Below are 15,691 nucleotides of genomic sequence, written 5' to 3' on the forward strand. Positions count from 1 at the left end.
GTATTAATTACTAGCCTTTTTGTTATACTCTTCAACAATTTCTTTAATCTTTTTTAATTTCATATTATAGCTAATTTGTTTAGCTCTAACTATTTCAACAATTTCTCTTCTAGTCATTTGAAACTTATTATTTATCTTACTACCTTTTTTGTACATGTTAGAATGATTTTCTAAAACATTTGAAAGATAGGAATTATCTTTCGGTATAACTTTTGAAATTTTTAAAACAAATACATTTTGAGGTAATTTTCTTTCTTTAAATTTTTCTTCAAATGTTTTAACTGATCTATCTCCGTATTGTATAGCTGCTATTGAATCTACACTATCTAAACTTAGCTCTAATTTATCATCTTCAATAAGCTCTATTAAAACAAATTTTGATTTTAAAGCTACTGCATCAATATATTTTTCAATCTCATCTATTCTAGGAGCACCTAATTCTATTAAATCAACATTTTGGGGTAATCCCCTAGAAAAAGCTTTTAATACATTGTAAGCTCCTACACTATGTCCACAAACATATTTAATATCATCTTCTGAGAACTCATAATTATCTAAAAATTTAACTGCATCATCTCCATATAGTTGAAGATCAAAGAAGTTTTGAAGTTCTTTTTTTATTAAATCTTTTTCATTGTATCTAAAATCCACTAAGTTAGGATTATTTGTAAAGTCATATAAGCTGCTTCCATCTAAGTGTTTTCCAGTAATACCTGCTCCATGTATAAATACTATATTAGATTTTTTAAATATCTTAGTTTCTCTTAATTTTTCTAATTTTCTTTCGTCCAATCTAGTATAGTCTCCAAAACTTGATGATATTTTTTTACTAAATGACCCGTGAACATTATAGTTTTGAAATTCAGATATATTTTTTTCATTTATTCCACAGCCTACTAGAATTTCAACATTAGAATTTTTAATTTTTCTAATATTTTCTAAACCTAGAACTGCATTTTTCTCATGTCCGCTAGTAAGTATCCTTTTAACTTTCATATTTTCTAGTAAATCTATTGATTTAAAATAGTCATTAGCTACATCTATTGCTCTATGAAATACAAAATCTTTATTGTCTTTTTTACAAAGTTCTATCATTTTTTGTGTTTTTTCTATATCAATTTTGAAATCTTTATTAAGTGCTCCAAAAACTATTCCATTAGTATATTTTAATATTTTTTTTGCATCTTCATACATAATATTAAATTCTTCTTTAGTGTAATTAAAATCACCACTTCTAAGTCTTATCATAGAAACTAATTGTATATTCTCATCAAGAAGTTTTCTAGCTTTTTTTATAAATTCTAAGCTTGGTGTTAATCCACCTAGTAAAAGAGCTTGATTTAATTCAACTCTTGATATTATATCTTTAAATTTATTACATAATTTAATATCTTCTATATTATCTATACATACTTCTAACATTTTATACCATCATTTCTAAGACTTCTTTTAATTTTTCTATAAAGTAATCTATTTCTTCTTTTTCGTTATATTTACTAAAACTAATTCTAATTACACCATCTATATATTCTTTACTAAGATTTATTGCACTTATTACATTACTAACCTTAATTCTACTAGAACAAGCAGAACCTGTTGATATGTATATATCAAAACTTGATAAATAGTTTAATATAGCCTCTCCTCTAGCATTTTTAAATGCAATATTTAATATATATGGACTTGCATTTTCCTTACTATTTATTCTAATATCTTTTATATCTTTTAATTTTTCTAATGTATATTCTTTTAATTTTTCTACCTTTTTTATGTTAGCATAATCGATTTCTTCCATAGCTTCTAAAAACCCTATAATTAACTCATTAGCTAGTGTTCTTGGAACTAATATATTATCGTTACTCTTACCATATACCATATTTTTAAATTTAGTATTTTTCTTTAAGTATAATGCTCCTATTCCTTTTGGACCATGTATTTTATGAGAACTCATACTAATGGCATCTACATTTAATTTAGAAAAATCTACATCAATATGTGATAGGCCCTGTACAAAATCAGTATGGAAAATTGTATTTTTATTTATTCTTTTAACAGTTTCACTCAACTTTTTAATATCCTGTATTATACCTAATTCACTATTTACATACGAAATACTAACTAGTATTGTGTCATCTGTCATAGCCTCTACTAAGCTACTTTCTAAAACTTCTCCATACTCATTTACATCTAAGTATATTACTTCATATTCTTCTTCTAAACTTTTTGTGGTTTCTAAAATAGAAGGATGTTCTATTTTAGTAGTTATAATCCTTCCATTTTTATGTGCCTTAGCTATTCCTTTTATTAAAATATTATTACTATCAGTTCCTCCTGCTGTAAAATATACATCTTCACTTGGGACTTTTAATATTTTTTCAAAAATTTTCTTTTTTTCTTTTATTTTTTTAGATACACTATTTCCAAAATCATGTATAGAATTTGCATTTGCAAAATCATTTTTCATAGAGTTTATCATTTCCGTTATCACTCTATCACTTGCTTTTGTAGTAGCTGCATTATCTAAGTATATTTTTTTCATTTTATCCTCTATATATTCTATAATCTATTTCTGGGAAAATATTATCTCTTGATTCAATTTCACTTAACCAAGCTTCATCTATTTCATGATTTTTTAATGTTTCATATAGTTTAAATAGTCTATTTGTATGATCTGATATTTTCTTTTTAGCATATCCTACCATAGTACCTGTAAACATTATAAATTCCCAACAAGAAGTTTGAGCTATCAATAACTCTCTTGCCATTTGATTTAATGCTCTTCTTTCTAAATCTGAGTTAGGCTCCCATTTAGCTAATTCCATCATTTTTTGAGCTGCTTTATGAAGATGTCTGTATACATAATCATTCGAGCTATCTACCCAAACATCATAATAACCATTTGCTCCCCAACTTGACATACTAACATTTACAACTTGATTTAATGGATATTTATCAAGATATTTAGCTGGTGTTATTGAACTAATAGAGCTATTATGCATAAATCTAAATACATATTCTAAGAATATTGGCCCTTCATACCACCAGTGTCCATATAGTTCTGCGTCATATGGAGAAACAACTATTGGTTTTCTATACTTCATATTTTTAGCTAAGTGGGCTATTTGAGCTTCCCTATTAGATACAAAGTCTTTTGCATGTTCTTTTGCTCTTTGATGTGCTCTACTCGGACTATATAAAGCTTTATATGTTCCTTTTTTATCAGTTATTGCATGGTATTTAATACCTGTATTTCTTCTTACTCCATCACTATGTAAGAAAGGTTTTACATAGTCATAGTCTAATTCATAACCTGCATCTTTATGAAATTCTCTATATAAAGCATCTCCTGGATATCCTATTTCGCTTGACCACACTTGTTCACTTGATTCTAAATCACGCGCAAATGCTGCAACTCCATTTTCTGTATAACATGGTGCATATACCCCGTATTCTGGTTTTGGATTTGCATGAAGTAAGCCATGAGCGTCAACTAAAAAATATCTTATTCCACTTTCTGCCAAATATTTATCTTGTTCTGGATAATATGCACATTCAGCTAACCATATTCCTTTTGGTTCTTTCCCAAAATGTCTCATATAGTCTATTTTAGCTTGTTTTACTTGTGCATTAGCAACTTGCGGCATATCTTTCATCATTGGTAAAAAACCATGTGTTGCTGTAACTGGAATTAATTCTAAATTCCCCATATCTTGAAATTTTTTAAATACTGGTAATATTCTTCTATTATTTTCTTCAAAAAACTTTAATGATGATGTATATACTTCATAGTTATGTTTTGCAACTTCTAATATATCCTTATAGTCTTTTAATCTTTCTAATTCTGATTCACAGAATTTTATCATTTTATTCATATGTTTTACATATCTATCCATAAGTAAAGTATCATCTAACATATTAGCAAGTGTTCCTGATACTGTTAATGTAACATTAAATGGCACATTATCTCTTTTTAAATTTTCAAACATTTTTAGTAAAGGAATATAGGTTTCTGTAATCGCTTCATATAGCCAATCTTCTTCTAAAAATTCTTCATACTCTGGATGTCTAACGTAAGGCAAGTGAGCGTGTAATACTAAACTAAAATATCCATTCATTTTTTTAATCCTCCTATATCTTTATATTTTATTTTACCACCAAAAGTCATAATTGCAACAAATTTATACTAATTAATAGGTAAGTTTATCTAAATTGCTATTAGTATAAAAATATAGTTCATAGTCTTCTCTAGTATTTAATCTTTTAATTTCTTTTTTTATTTCTAGTAAATTTCTTTGTAATTCTTTTTTTGATTTATTACTTTTTCCTAGTTTTTCTATACTTTTTTCATATATTCTATTAAGACCCTCTATTAAAATATTATCATATTCTAACTTCTCATTTTCTCTTAATAAATGTTTTCTGTAAGCTTCTTTTTTATCTTCATACTCTTTTAACTTTAGAACATCTATTTTCCCGTACTTTAATTCAAAACTTTTTTCTAAATCGTCACCTAATTTTTTTAGATTTTCATTTGAAATTTTTTTATATTTTGTATCAGCTCCACTATAGATATCTTTATTAAAGTTGCATGAGAATACGAAAAAAAGCAGTATAAATCCTAATACTTTTTTCATAATAATCTTTCTATATTTCACTTCTTTGCATCATATTTCTATATTTTTTTCTATCTTGTTCTAATAAGATTTTCTTTCTTAATCTTAAATGGTTTGGTGTTATCTCAACCAATTCATCGTCTTTAATATATTCTAGTGCCAATTCTAGTGTGAATTTTTTAGCAGGGGCTAATTTAACATTATCATCTGATCCTGCTGCTCTCATATTTGTTAATTTTTTAGATTTACATGTATTTACTACTAAATCATTTTCTTTTGAATGTTCCCCTACTATTTGTCCTTCGTATACTTCATCTGCAGGTTCTACAAAAAGAATACCTCTAGGTTGTAAATTATTTAATGCGTAAGCATAAGTAGTTCCAGATTCCATAGCAATTAAAGCTCCCTTTTTACTTGCAACAATTTCCCCCTTATATTCTTCATATTCTAAGAAAGTATGATTCATTATACCAGTTCCTCTTGTTTCTGTTAAAAACTCATTACTAAATCCAATAAGTCCACGAGATGGTGCACGAAATTCTAGTCTTGTGTAACCATCAGAACCTTTTTCCATTGAAATTAGTTCCCCTTTTCTTGTACCTAGTTTTTCTATAACAGTTCCAACAAAGTCATCAGAAACATCAATAGTAACAAATTCAATTGGTTCTAATTTTTTCCCATCTTTTATTTTATATATAACCTCAGGTCTTGAAACTGCTATTTCAAATCCTTCTCTTCTCATATTTTCAAGTAAAATTGATAATTGTAATTCTCCTCTTCCTTTTACAATAAAAGCATCTGGTGAATCTGTCATTTCAAGTCTCATTGAAACATTATGATTTACTTCTTTTTGCAATCTTTCTAAGATATTACGACTTGTTACAAATTTACCGTCTCTTCCTGCAAATGGACTTGAATTTACCATGAATGTCATAGATAGCGTAGGTTCATCTATTTCAATTAAAGGTAATTGTCTTACATTATCTTTATCAGAGATTGTTTCTCCTATATCTATATGATCAATTCCTGCTATTGTTACTATATCTCCTGCTACTGCCGTATCTACTTCTATTCTTTTTAAACCATCATAAGTATATATTCTACCAATTTTTGCTTTTTTCTCTTCACCATTTCTTTTAATTACAACGATTTCTTCATTTTTACTAATTTTCCCGTTATATATTCTACCTGTTCCAAGCTTACCTACATATTCATCATATTCTGTATTCATAATTTGCATTTGTAAGTCTTCTTCTATATCTCCGCTAGGATCAGCTACATATTCTAAGATTGCCTCAAATAAAGGTTTCATAGTATCTGATTCATCTTTTAAGCTTTTTTTGGCATAGCCATTTTTAGCACTTGTATATACAACTGGAAATTCTAATTGTACATCATTAGCCCCTAATTCAACAAATAGATCAAATACTAGATTAACTATTTCTTCTGGATCTGAATTTGGTCTATCTATTTTATTTATTACAACAATAGGATTTAATCCATGTTCCAATGCCTGTTTTAGTACATATTTTGTTTGAGGCATAACACCTTCAAATGCATCTACTAAAAGTAATACAGAATCCACCATTTTTAGTATTCTTTGTACTTCTCCACCAAAATCAGCATGCCCTGGTGTATCGATTATATTTATTTTATATCCATTATATTTTATGGAAGCATTTTTAGAAAAAATTGTTATTCCTCTTTCTCTTTCTAAATCATTACTATCCATTACTCTTTCTTTTACTTCTTCATGAGAATTAAAAGTTCCTGATTGTCTTAATAGCGCATCTACTAAAGTAGTTTTCCCGTGATCTACGTGTGCTATTATGGCTATGTTTTTAATTTTTTGCATTATTTTCTCCTAAATTTTTTGCTGCTATATATAGAGGTAGGACTATAAAGAAAGCTCCTCCAACTAAGTTACCAATACCAGCGAATAAGAAATTGTGTAAAATTTCTAATATACTAATTCCTGAATTTAACATATATGCAGCAGGTAAGTATAACATATTAGCTACAATATGGTCGTATCCTAAAATTATAAATAACATTATTGGAAACCAAACTCCAAATATTTTACCAATACTATCTTTTGTACCGTATGAAATTATAGTAGCAGCGCATACTAATACATTACATAATATCCCTTTTAAGAATATTTCGTAAGCACTTGCATGTACTTTGTGTGCTGCCATATTAAATAAAAGTTGTTTACCTTCTTCTGATAATGTGTGTGTTCTAACTGTAATATATGCTATAAAAAGGCAACCTATAAAGTTGAAAAATAGTACTACTAATATATTTACTATATATTTTGATAATTTTTCTTTTTTATCAAATACACTAACAATACCCATACAACTTGATGTGTATAAGTCATACCCTAGTAAAACTATTACTATAAGTCCAACTGGAAATACACTAGCCCCAATAAATTTAGCAAATCCTGGATCTACTTTATACAAATTAGCCGATGCTACTATATTCCCAACTGATCCTAGAGCTATTAAGGCTCCTGCCATAAATCCTAATAGAGCTATTTTTATAAATTCTCTATTTATTTTTACTTCACTTTTATGAATTAAATATTCTACTAATTCCTTTGTGTCCTTCATTTTTCTAACCTATATTCCTCTTTCTTCCATAATGATTTTTATCTCATTTTCATTAATACCAACCATAGCTTCTCCTAAATTTTCAGAAATTTCTGCTAAAATTTTTGGATTATTATAGTTTGCAACTGCTTTTACTATTGCCCTAGCTCTTTTTTCAGGATCTCCTGATTTAAATATTCCTGATCCTACAAAAACGCCTTCAGCACCTAATTGCATCATTAGCGCAGCATCTGCTGGTGTTGCAACTCCACCTGCAGCAAAATTAACTACTGGAAGTTTACCATTTTCATGTACATAAACTAATAAATCATACGGTACTCCTAATTCCTTTGCTGCAAAATATAGTTCATCTTCATTCATATTTTGTACTCTTCTAATTTCTGAGTTCATTTTTCTAATATGTCTTACCGCTTGAACTATATCACCAGTTCCTGGTTCTCCTTTTGTTCTTATCATAGAAGCACCTTCATTTATTCTTCTTAATGCTTCTCCTAAATCTTTTGCACCACATACAAAGGGAACATTAAATTTTCTTTTATCTATATGGTTTTTATCATCAGCTGGTGATAATACTTCAGATTCATCTATATAGTCAATCTCTATTGCCTCTAGTATTTGTGCTTCTACAAAATGCCCAATTCTTGCTTTTGCCATAACTGGTATTGATACAACTTCTTGTATTGATTTTATCATAGCAGGATCACTCATACGAGAAACTCCACCAGCAGCTCTAATATCAGCTGGTATACGCTCTAAAGCCATAACTGCTGATGCCCCTGCTTGTTCTGCAATTCTAGCTTGTTCTGGTGTTGATACATCCATTATAACTCCACCTTTTAGCATTTGAGCTAAATTCTTATTTAGTTCATATCTTTTGTTCATTGTTGCTTTCCTTTCTTTCTATTCACCTCTACTATTTATTATATCATTTATTAATTTTTCATATTCTGATTGAAATGTACTTAATCTAGCTATAAAATCATAATGGATTATCTAATAATACAAGAATACAAATCTCCGGAATAATTTTTTTCACCTGCTAGAATATTTATAGTATTAGATTTTAAGTCTTTAGAAGTAAATTTATTTTGTCCCTTTATTTTATAAATTATGTACAATTCTATTTCTAAACTTTCTAATTGTATTTAATAAAGGACACAGCATAATTCAGCTATTTAGCTAAATATTTTTTCAATATATCTGTTTGTAAATCTATATTAAGACCTTTATTTTTATACCATTCATCTAGTATTTTATCATAATCTATTAAAGAGTTTTCTTGTATTTTAGTGTCATAGCTATCTCTCATTGCTAGAATACTTGGTTCTAACTTTGGCTTAGTATTTTTAATGTGCACATTTTTAACACTAACACCTATAGTAAGACCTGATACAATTTGGGTATATTCTGGTAGATTAAATAATTTTTTTAATTCTTCTTTACTATTTAATACTCCTCCTATTACAGTACAACCATAGCCTAAGTCATGAGCTACTAAATTAACTGTTGAAACCATTATACCTGCATCAACTTTAGCCATAGTGTGTATATCATCTAGATTATCTTTAAATTCTAAATTCTTTTTTTCAAAAGCTTTTTTAGTTCTATAAAAATCTGTTACAAAAAGTAAGAACACAGAAGCATTTTCTATGTGGCTTTGATTACCACATAGATTTGCAATTTTTTTTATTTTTTCACGATCTTCTGTATATATTATACTTGTTTGTTGCCCGTTATAGGCACTAGGTGCTTTTGTTGCATAGTATAAGATTTCATCTAGGTCTTTTTTTGATATTTTTTCACCACTAAATTTTCTTATTGACTTTCTTTCTAATATAGCATCTTTAATTTCCATATTATTACCAAATGTTTACCCTTTTTTCTTTTGGCATAAACATTTTATCTCCTTCTTTTATATCGAATGCTTCATAAAATTCATCTAAATTTTTAGGTTGCTCATTTGCTCTTAATCTTGCTGGAGCATGTACATCTATGCTAAGCAGTAAGTCTATATACTCCTCTCTAGCTTTCATACACCAAATTCTAGCAAAGTTTATGAAAAATTCTTTTACATCAAAATCCTTACTTCTTTTTAATGCTTCTAGTGAACAACTAAGTCCACCAGCATCAGCTATATTTTCAGATACAGTTAATGTACCATTTACAGATGAACTTCCAAATTTAATTCCATCAAATTGTTCTATCATTTTTTTAGCTTTTTCATCAAAAACTTTAAAGTCTTCTTCTGTCCACCAGTTATTAATATTACCTTTTTCATCAAATAAAGCACCATTATTATCAAAAGCATGTGATATTTCGTGCCCTATTACAGCCCCTATACCACCATAGTTAGAACTTTTTGATTGTTCTATGCTATAAAATGGAGCTTGTAGTATTGCAGCTGGAAAGCAAATTAAGTTTCCAGTTGGATCATAGTAAGCATTTACCATATTAGACGGCATATGCCATTTAGTTTTATCAACTGGTTTTGCTAAATCTAGTAAGTGATGTTCTCCTAATATTCTGTCAAATTCTATTACATTTTCAAAAAATGTTTTAGTTTCATCATATCTTAGTTTTATATAAATACTATCGTATTTATCAGGATATCCAACTAATATTGAAAAAGCTTCTAATTTTTTAATTGCATTTAAAGAAGTTTTTTTATCTAGCCATTTATTTTCTTTTAGTCTATCTTTGTAAACATCTATCATAGATACAACCATTTCTCTTACATCTTCTTTTGCTTTTTCACCAAAATATTTTCTACCATAGTAAACACTAACAACATCTTGATACATTGCTGTAGCATAGTAGTAAGCATATTTTTCTACAGATTTTTCTTTTTCTACACCACTTAAAAATCTACCATATGCACCACCTTCTATTCTCATTTCATTAGTAAGTGAACTTGTCATAGATAATATTAATTTTACTATTGACCATGATTTTAAAATTTCAAAGTTTTCTTCTTTTAATATTTCACTAAATCCTTCAAAAAACTTAGGTTCTGTTACTATTACAAATTCTGGTTCATATCCAAATAACTCGTTAAATAAATCTTTAAAGCTAATTGTTTTTGCATATTTTTCTACTTCGTAAAGTAATTTTTTATTATATGATTTTGTATAGTCTGCTAATTCGGTAGAATTTTTCATATCAACTTGTAATAATTCATCAAACTTAATAGTATCTTCTACTAATTTTTCTATTTTATCTTCGCTATATCCATACATTTTTAATATGTTTTTTGCCATTTCTCTATATTTATTTAATAAGGCGTCTTTTTTAGGGTTACTTTTTTCATAGTATGTTTTATCTGGTAGTATTATTTTTGGAACGTCTAAATAAAGTGCATTATTTACTGCATCTTTCATATCAGGTGATATACTTAAATGAAATGGTAGAGAAAATCCTTTTACATCCCATTCTCTTAATATTTTTTTATAGTCTTTAAAGTCTTTTAATTCTTCTAATTTATTTACATATTTTTCTAATCCTTTTACACCTTCAGCATCTCTTTTAGAAAAATCTTTTGTGTAATTATAGAATTTTATAAACTCATTCATCATTTCATCTTCATATGTTAGTTTTTCATTAAATTCATTTATTAAAGTATCTTCTGTTTTAATAACTAAATCATTAAATCCCCCAGCTGTTGGTCTATCAGCTGGAATTACAGCTGTTTCTAACCATTTACCGTTTACTGCCATATAAAAATCTTCTTTTACTAATTTACTATCTATCATTTATTTCCCCTTTTTTTAACTTCAATATCATGGCTTTTTTAGCTTTAAGCGAAACTTCTATTTTACCATCTTTATTTGATTTTATTTTTTTCTTTGATAATAAGTCTAAATATTCTTTATTTTTATTATATGAGTAAAAACTTATTTCATTTGAATTAAATGAATTATTTAATATTATTATATATGAATAATTTTTATCATATCTTTCGTAAATAACTACATCTTTTTCATTATCTGCTAATACTTCATAAAATCTACCATAAATTAAAGTCTTATTTTTCTTTCTAATGCTTATTATCTTTTTGTACCATGTGAATAAGCTTAAATTTGCTTCTTGCTTATATACTTCACCATGATTTACTATTGATGGATTTTTCTCGTCATCAAACATATACTCATCCCATAACATTGGTTTTCTGCACCAAGGATCAGTAGCACCCCACATAGCTAATTCATCTCCATAATATATCATAGGGGCTCCTATGTATGTCATTTGAAATACAGATATTAGCTTTAATACATCAATAGGTTTTACTTTAGAATTTATCCAATCAATACTTGTATTAGGATGATAACTAGAAGCCAAATCTGGTCTTATACCGTTATACCCTTTTTCTAGTTGCTTACCTTCTTCTAAATTTCTTCCTAACATATCATTTACTATTCTTGAGTAAAGTCTATCTGTATCATGTGATCCATTTAAGTTTTGCATTGCTTGCAGAGCTTGATAAGGATACCATGATCTTTTTTCACGTAGTTCATTGAAAAAATCTTGGCTACTTAGCTTATATCTATTACCGTATTCTTTTTTCTGATTTATAAAATATCCAATAACAGTTTTTAGCCATTCATAATTCATAAGAGCATCAAATTTGTTTCCCTTATTTATATCCATGCTTCCATTTCCCCAAATTTCAGCAGTTATATATGAATCTTTTTTTGTTTTTTTAAGTACATCTCTAAATTCTATCCAGAAATCTTGATTTTCCAAACAATTTGGTACATCTAATCTAAATCCGTCTATTCCATCATCATCTTTTATATCTTTTGAAACCTTATTATCTGGTCCTAATAACCATTTACGACAAACATTAAAGATATAGCTTTTATAGTCTTCATTAAAGCTATTAAATTCTGGTAGTGTTTTAATTCCTGCCCAAGATATATATGATAAGTTATCTCTATTATATTTTATAGTGTCTAATATTTCTTTTTTTGACATAGATTCATCTATTTTTTTGTGTTTTGAAAAGTCTGTAAACTTATACCAGTCCTTATAGATAGAATTTTCTCCATCTGCTAATACCATATTAAAGCTCCAATGACGTTCACTACTATGGTTAAATACTCCATCAAATATTACCCTTATATTATTTTTGTGAAACTCTTTTATTAAATCCACCATTATTAAATCAGATTCTGTAAATACCCAAGTACTAGGATCTGCAGTTTCCATAAATCCATTTTTACCTTTATTTTCACCTACAAGATTCACTTCTAATAGTTCTAATTCACTACTATTTTTAGCATTTTTACCAAGTACATCTATGTATGTTTTAACATTTTCAGAAGTATAAACACCATGTTTACTTCCACTTGTTCTAATAGTCCCTAAATCTGGTGAAATATGCCTAAAATCATTAGCTCCATATTTATGATTTTGGAATGAATAAAATACTGGATTTAACCATACTGCATTTATTCCAAGTTCTACTAAATAAGGTATCTTTTCCTTTATACCTTGTAAATCCCCTCCATACATTCTTGCGTATTTTAATGAATAATTAAGTCCTTTTTCGTATTCAATTTCCCATCTAACTTGACTTGAAAAATCACTTGTCCATCTATTATTATTAAACTCTTGTAAGTTATTATCTCCCCACTTATTAGTATCAATAAATCTAGTTTCACTTAATTCGTTCATTTTAAAGTTTTCTGGACCAAATTCATTAAATATTGGATCATTATATCTATTTGCGTTATAGAATCTATCTGGGAATATATTGTACCAAATAGCTTCTTTACTCCAATCTGGTATATCAAATATTTCTAAATTATTATCTTCATTTACTATATATCTTTTTATATCATTTTCAAAACTATATTCTTTACCGTTGTAGTAAAGTTTTTTATTAGCATCTTTTAGAATATATAATAGGCTGAATTCTTTTATTTTCTCATCAAATGTAATGATTCTTTTAAAATAATCAAATTCATTTTGAGTATTTGTATAACGCTCTAATTCTTTTACTAATTCATATTCGCTATCATTTAGTTTTATACTTATAAAGGCTCTTTTTATATCATTTATTTGTGTTCTTATTGTAAATTCATATTGATAGTTATTTATCTTATTTATTTCACACTTTAAGGCTTCTACTACAAATTTGCCATCATCTATACTTGCTTTTTCGTATAATTTACCAGTTTCACCAATAATTAATCTTCTATTATCGCCTTTTTCAAATTCACCATTTACAACAAACTTATATTCATAATAGCCTTCTTTTAAATTTAATAAAAAGTTATTATCTTCTAAGAAAAACTCTTCAGCAATCCAATTATTAAAATTTGCTGCTATTTTTACATCTATCTTATCTTTATACTCATTTTTTAATCTGTATAACTCTGCTTTTTCAAGTATAAATTCATTATCTTGTATAGTTATTACTATATCTTTCCCTTCTTGAAACCCACTTATTATTTTAGCATCTTTTTCATTTTCATCGATATATGCGTTAAAAACTTTAACAAAAGGTACTGTATGTGTATATGTAACACATTTACCGTTTACCTTAAATGAATAACTACCTTTTTTTACATTTGTCATAATATAGCTATATTTACCATTCTTATTAACTATATCTACTGTTTTAAAAATTTCTAAATTTTTAAAAATCTCTAATTTTATTATATTATCCTTCATTATCTATTCTTTCAAATATTTTTTTAGTTTCTTCTTCATAACCCGGTTTTTCAAGTAATGCAAACATATTTTTCTTATATGCTTCAACTCCTGGTTGATCAAATGGATTTACTCCATTTACATATCCAGATATAGCAACAGCTTTTTCAAAGAAATAGAATAAATATCCTAAGTTATATTCGTTTATTTTATCTATTGATATTTCTATATTTGGCACATTACCGTCAACATGAGCTAATACTACTCCTTTTTTAGCCATCTTATTTACATAATCTAATGATTTTCCTGCTAAGAAATTAAGACCATCTAAATCTTCCTCATCTTTTTCTATAACTATATCATTTATTACATTATCAACACTTATTATTGTTTCAAATATATTTCTTTTTCCTTCTTGTATAGCTTGACCTATTGAGTGTAAATCAGTTGAAAAACTTGCTGATGTAGGGAAAATTCCTTTTAAATCTTTACCTTCAGATTCAGCAAATAATTGTTTTAACCATTCTGCAATAAATTGTAATCTTGGTTCATAGTTTACAAATATTTCTATATCTTTTCCTTTTCTGTATAAGATATTTCTTATTGCTGCGTATTTCATTGCATCATTTTCAAAAAAGTTTTTATTAGATAAATCTATTCTAGCTTGATTTGCACCATTCATTAAATCATCTATATTAATTCCAGCTGCTGCTATTGGAAGTAATCCTACTGCTGTTAATACAGAGAATCTTCCTCCTACATTATCTGGTACAACAAATGTTTCATAAGCTTTTTTATCTGATAAAGTTTTAAGAGCTCCTTTTTTCTTGTCTGTTGTGGCATATATTCTACTTGCAGCTTCTTTTTCACCATATTTTTCTTCTAATAATTTTTTAAATATTCTAAATGCTATAGCAGGTTCTGTTGTAGTTCCTGATTTAGATATAACATTCACTGAAAAATCTTTATCCTTAACTAAGTTATATATATCAGTTATATAATTAGGACTCATATTGGTTCCAACGAAATATACTTCTACGTCATTAGTTTGATTGTAATAAGTTGGCAACATAAATTCGATAGCAGCTCTTGCTCCTAAATATGATCCTCCAATACCTATTACTACTAATGCCTTACTTTCTTTTCTTATCTTTAATGCAGCTTTTTTTATTCTTTCAAATTCTTCTTTATCATAATCTTTTGGTAAATCCATCCAACCTAAAAAGTCACTACCTAGAAAGGACTTGTCATCTAACATCTTATCTGCTACTTCAACAAAAGGCTTAATTGCTTCTATTTCTTTTTTATTTACAAATTGTTTTGTGTATTTATCATTAAATATCATAGTCAGTCTCCTTTTAATTTCTTTATTTACTCTAAATTTTATTCTAGCATATTTTTAATAAAAAATACATAGAAAAAAAAAGATTAGGCATAAGCATCTAATCTTTTAATTTTATTTATTTATTTTCTCCTCAATATACTTTATGTAATCATCTAATATATGTTCCACATTTACATTAAGGTACGAAAAAAGATCTGTTATAAAATGTCTATATTTATATGCTGCATAGACTTTAATTTTAGTACTATTTTTAGATATTTTATGGAAGGTAAAATCTAATTCAAACTTTATAAATTTGCTTTCTAGTATATAATAAAGTCTTTTATTTTCTATATTTTCTTTTATAGTTTCAGTATATATATCATCTTTTTCTACTATCTTTTTCCTATTATCAAATACAAGGTTATATATATCATCTATATTATATTCTAATTCATATTCTTTTTCTTCTACTTGCATAT

Annotated in this window: 12 protein-coding genes; all 12 read right to left on the bottom strand. The window is 27.1% G+C overall.

The window, feature by feature from the left end; genetic code table 11:
• Positions 1-3 precede the first annotated feature (3 nt).
• The gene (locus OMES3154_RS05430) at positions 4-1,422 is read right to left on the bottom strand and encodes a copper homeostasis protein CutC (RefSeq protein WP_156683772.1); all 1,419 of its coding nucleotides are present in this window, start codon (positions 1,420-1,422) and stop codon (positions 4-6) included.
• 1 nt (position 1,423) lies between these two features.
• The gene (locus tag OMES3154_RS05435) at positions 1,424-2,539 is read right to left on the bottom strand and encodes a cysteine desulfurase family protein (protein WP_156683773.1); all 1,116 of its coding nucleotides are present in this window, start codon (positions 2,537-2,539) and stop codon (positions 1,424-1,426) included.
• A gap of 1 nt (position 2,540) precedes the next feature.
• The gene (locus OMES3154_RS05440; RefSeq protein WP_156683774.1) at positions 2,541-4,115 is read right to left on the bottom strand and encodes a glycoside hydrolase family 57 protein; all 1,575 of its coding nucleotides are present in this window, start codon (positions 4,113-4,115) and stop codon (positions 2,541-2,543) included.
• A gap of 72 nt (positions 4,116-4,187) precedes the next feature.
• Entirely contained in the window at positions 4,188-4,634 is a 447-nt protein-coding gene (locus OMES3154_RS05445; protein WP_156683775.1) for a hypothetical protein, read from the bottom strand.
• A gap of 10 nt (positions 4,635-4,644) precedes the next feature.
• A complete protein-coding gene (gene typA, locus OMES3154_RS05450; RefSeq protein ID WP_156683776.1) occupies positions 4,645-6,468 on the bottom strand; it encodes a translational GTPase TypA in 1,824 nt (607 codons plus the stop codon).
• On the bottom strand, positions 6,455-7,231 hold the full coding sequence (locus OMES3154_RS05455; protein ID WP_156683777.1) for a formate/nitrite transporter family protein: 777 nt from the start codon (positions 7,229-7,231) through the stop codon (positions 6,455-6,457). Before OMES3154_RS05455 ends, typA begins: the two co-directional genes overlap by 14 nt.
• A gap of 9 nt (positions 7,232-7,240) precedes the next feature.
• Complete coding sequence (gene pdxS / locus OMES3154_RS05460; protein WP_156683778.1) at positions 7,241-8,113, bottom strand: pyridoxal 5'-phosphate synthase lyase subunit PdxS; 873 nt, start codon at positions 8,111-8,113, stop codon at positions 7,241-7,243.
• 289 nt (positions 8,114-8,402) lie between these two features.
• Positions 8,403-9,086, bottom strand: a complete 684-nt coding sequence (locus tag OMES3154_RS05465; protein ID WP_156683779.1) for a nitroreductase family protein — start codon at positions 9,084-9,086, stop codon at positions 8,403-8,405.
• 4 nt (positions 9,087-9,090) lie between these two features.
• Positions 9,091-10,980 (bottom strand): M13 family metallopeptidase, encoded by a 1,890-nt coding sequence (locus tag OMES3154_RS05470; protein WP_156683780.1) that lies wholly within the window; start codon positions 10,978-10,980, stop codon positions 9,091-9,093.
• Complete coding sequence (locus OMES3154_RS05475) at positions 10,970-13,906, bottom strand: alpha-amylase family glycosyl hydrolase (protein ID WP_156683781.1); 2,937 nt, start codon at positions 13,904-13,906, stop codon at positions 10,970-10,972. Before OMES3154_RS05475 ends, OMES3154_RS05470 begins: the two co-directional genes overlap by 11 nt.
• Positions 13,896-15,230 carry a glucose-6-phosphate isomerase gene (locus tag OMES3154_RS05480; protein ID WP_156683782.1) on the bottom strand — a complete coding sequence of 445 codons (1,335 nt, stop codon included), beginning with the start codon at positions 15,228-15,230 and terminating at the stop codon, positions 13,896-13,898. The genes OMES3154_RS05475 and OMES3154_RS05480 overlap by 11 nt, the downstream gene beginning before the upstream one ends.
• 111 nt (positions 15,231-15,341) lie before the next feature.
• The gene (locus OMES3154_RS05485) at positions 15,342-15,689 is read right to left on the bottom strand and encodes a hypothetical protein (protein WP_156683783.1); all 348 of its coding nucleotides are present in this window, start codon (positions 15,687-15,689) and stop codon (positions 15,342-15,344) included.
• Positions 15,690-15,691: the final 2 nt, after the last annotated feature.

It is taken from the genome of Oceanivirga miroungae (assembly GCF_902505095.1).
Lineage (GTDB): Bacteria > Fusobacteriota > Fusobacteriia > Fusobacteriales > Leptotrichiaceae > Oceanivirga > Oceanivirga miroungae.

Excerpts from the sequence above, each read along its gene's own strand:
- OMES3154_RS05430 (WP_156683772.1), bottom strand. The coding sequence starts at position 1,422 with ATGTTAGAAGTATGTATAGATAATATAGAAGATATTAAATTATGTAAT.
- OMES3154_RS05435 (WP_156683773.1), bottom strand. The coding sequence starts at position 2,539 with ATGAAAAAAATATACTTAGATAATGCAGCTACTACAAAAGCAAGTGAT.
- OMES3154_RS05440 (WP_156683774.1), bottom strand. The coding sequence starts at position 4,115 with ATGAATGGATATTTTAGTTTAGTATTACACGCTCACTTGCCTTACGTT.
- OMES3154_RS05445 (WP_156683775.1), bottom strand. The coding sequence starts at position 4,634 with ATGAAAAAAGTATTAGGATTTATACTGCTTTTTTTCGTATTCTCATGC.
- typA (WP_156683776.1), bottom strand. The coding sequence starts at position 6,468 with ATGCAAAAAATTAAAAACATAGCCATAATAGCACACGTAGATCACGGG.
- OMES3154_RS05455 (WP_156683777.1), bottom strand. The coding sequence starts at position 7,231 with ATGAAGGACACAAAGGAATTAGTAGAATATTTAATTCATAAAAGTGAA.
- pdxS (WP_156683778.1), bottom strand. The coding sequence starts at position 8,113 with ATGAACAAAAGATATGAACTAAATAAGAATTTAGCTCAAATGCTAAAA.
- OMES3154_RS05465 (WP_156683779.1), bottom strand. The coding sequence starts at position 9,086 with ATGGAAATTAAAGATGCTATATTAGAAAGAAAGTCAATAAGAAAATTT.
- OMES3154_RS05470 (WP_156683780.1), bottom strand. The coding sequence starts at position 10,980 with ATGATAGATAGTAAATTAGTAAAAGAAGATTTTTATATGGCAGTAAAC.
- OMES3154_RS05475 (WP_156683781.1), bottom strand. The coding sequence starts at position 13,906 with ATGAAGGATAATATAATAAAATTAGAGATTTTTAAAAATTTAGAAATT.
- OMES3154_RS05480 (WP_156683782.1), bottom strand. The coding sequence starts at position 15,230 with ATGATATTTAATGATAAATACACAAAACAATTTGTAAATAAAAAAGAA.
- OMES3154_RS05485 (WP_156683783.1), bottom strand. The coding sequence starts at position 15,689 with ATGCAAGTAGAAGAAAAAGAATATGAATTAGAATATAATATAGATGAT.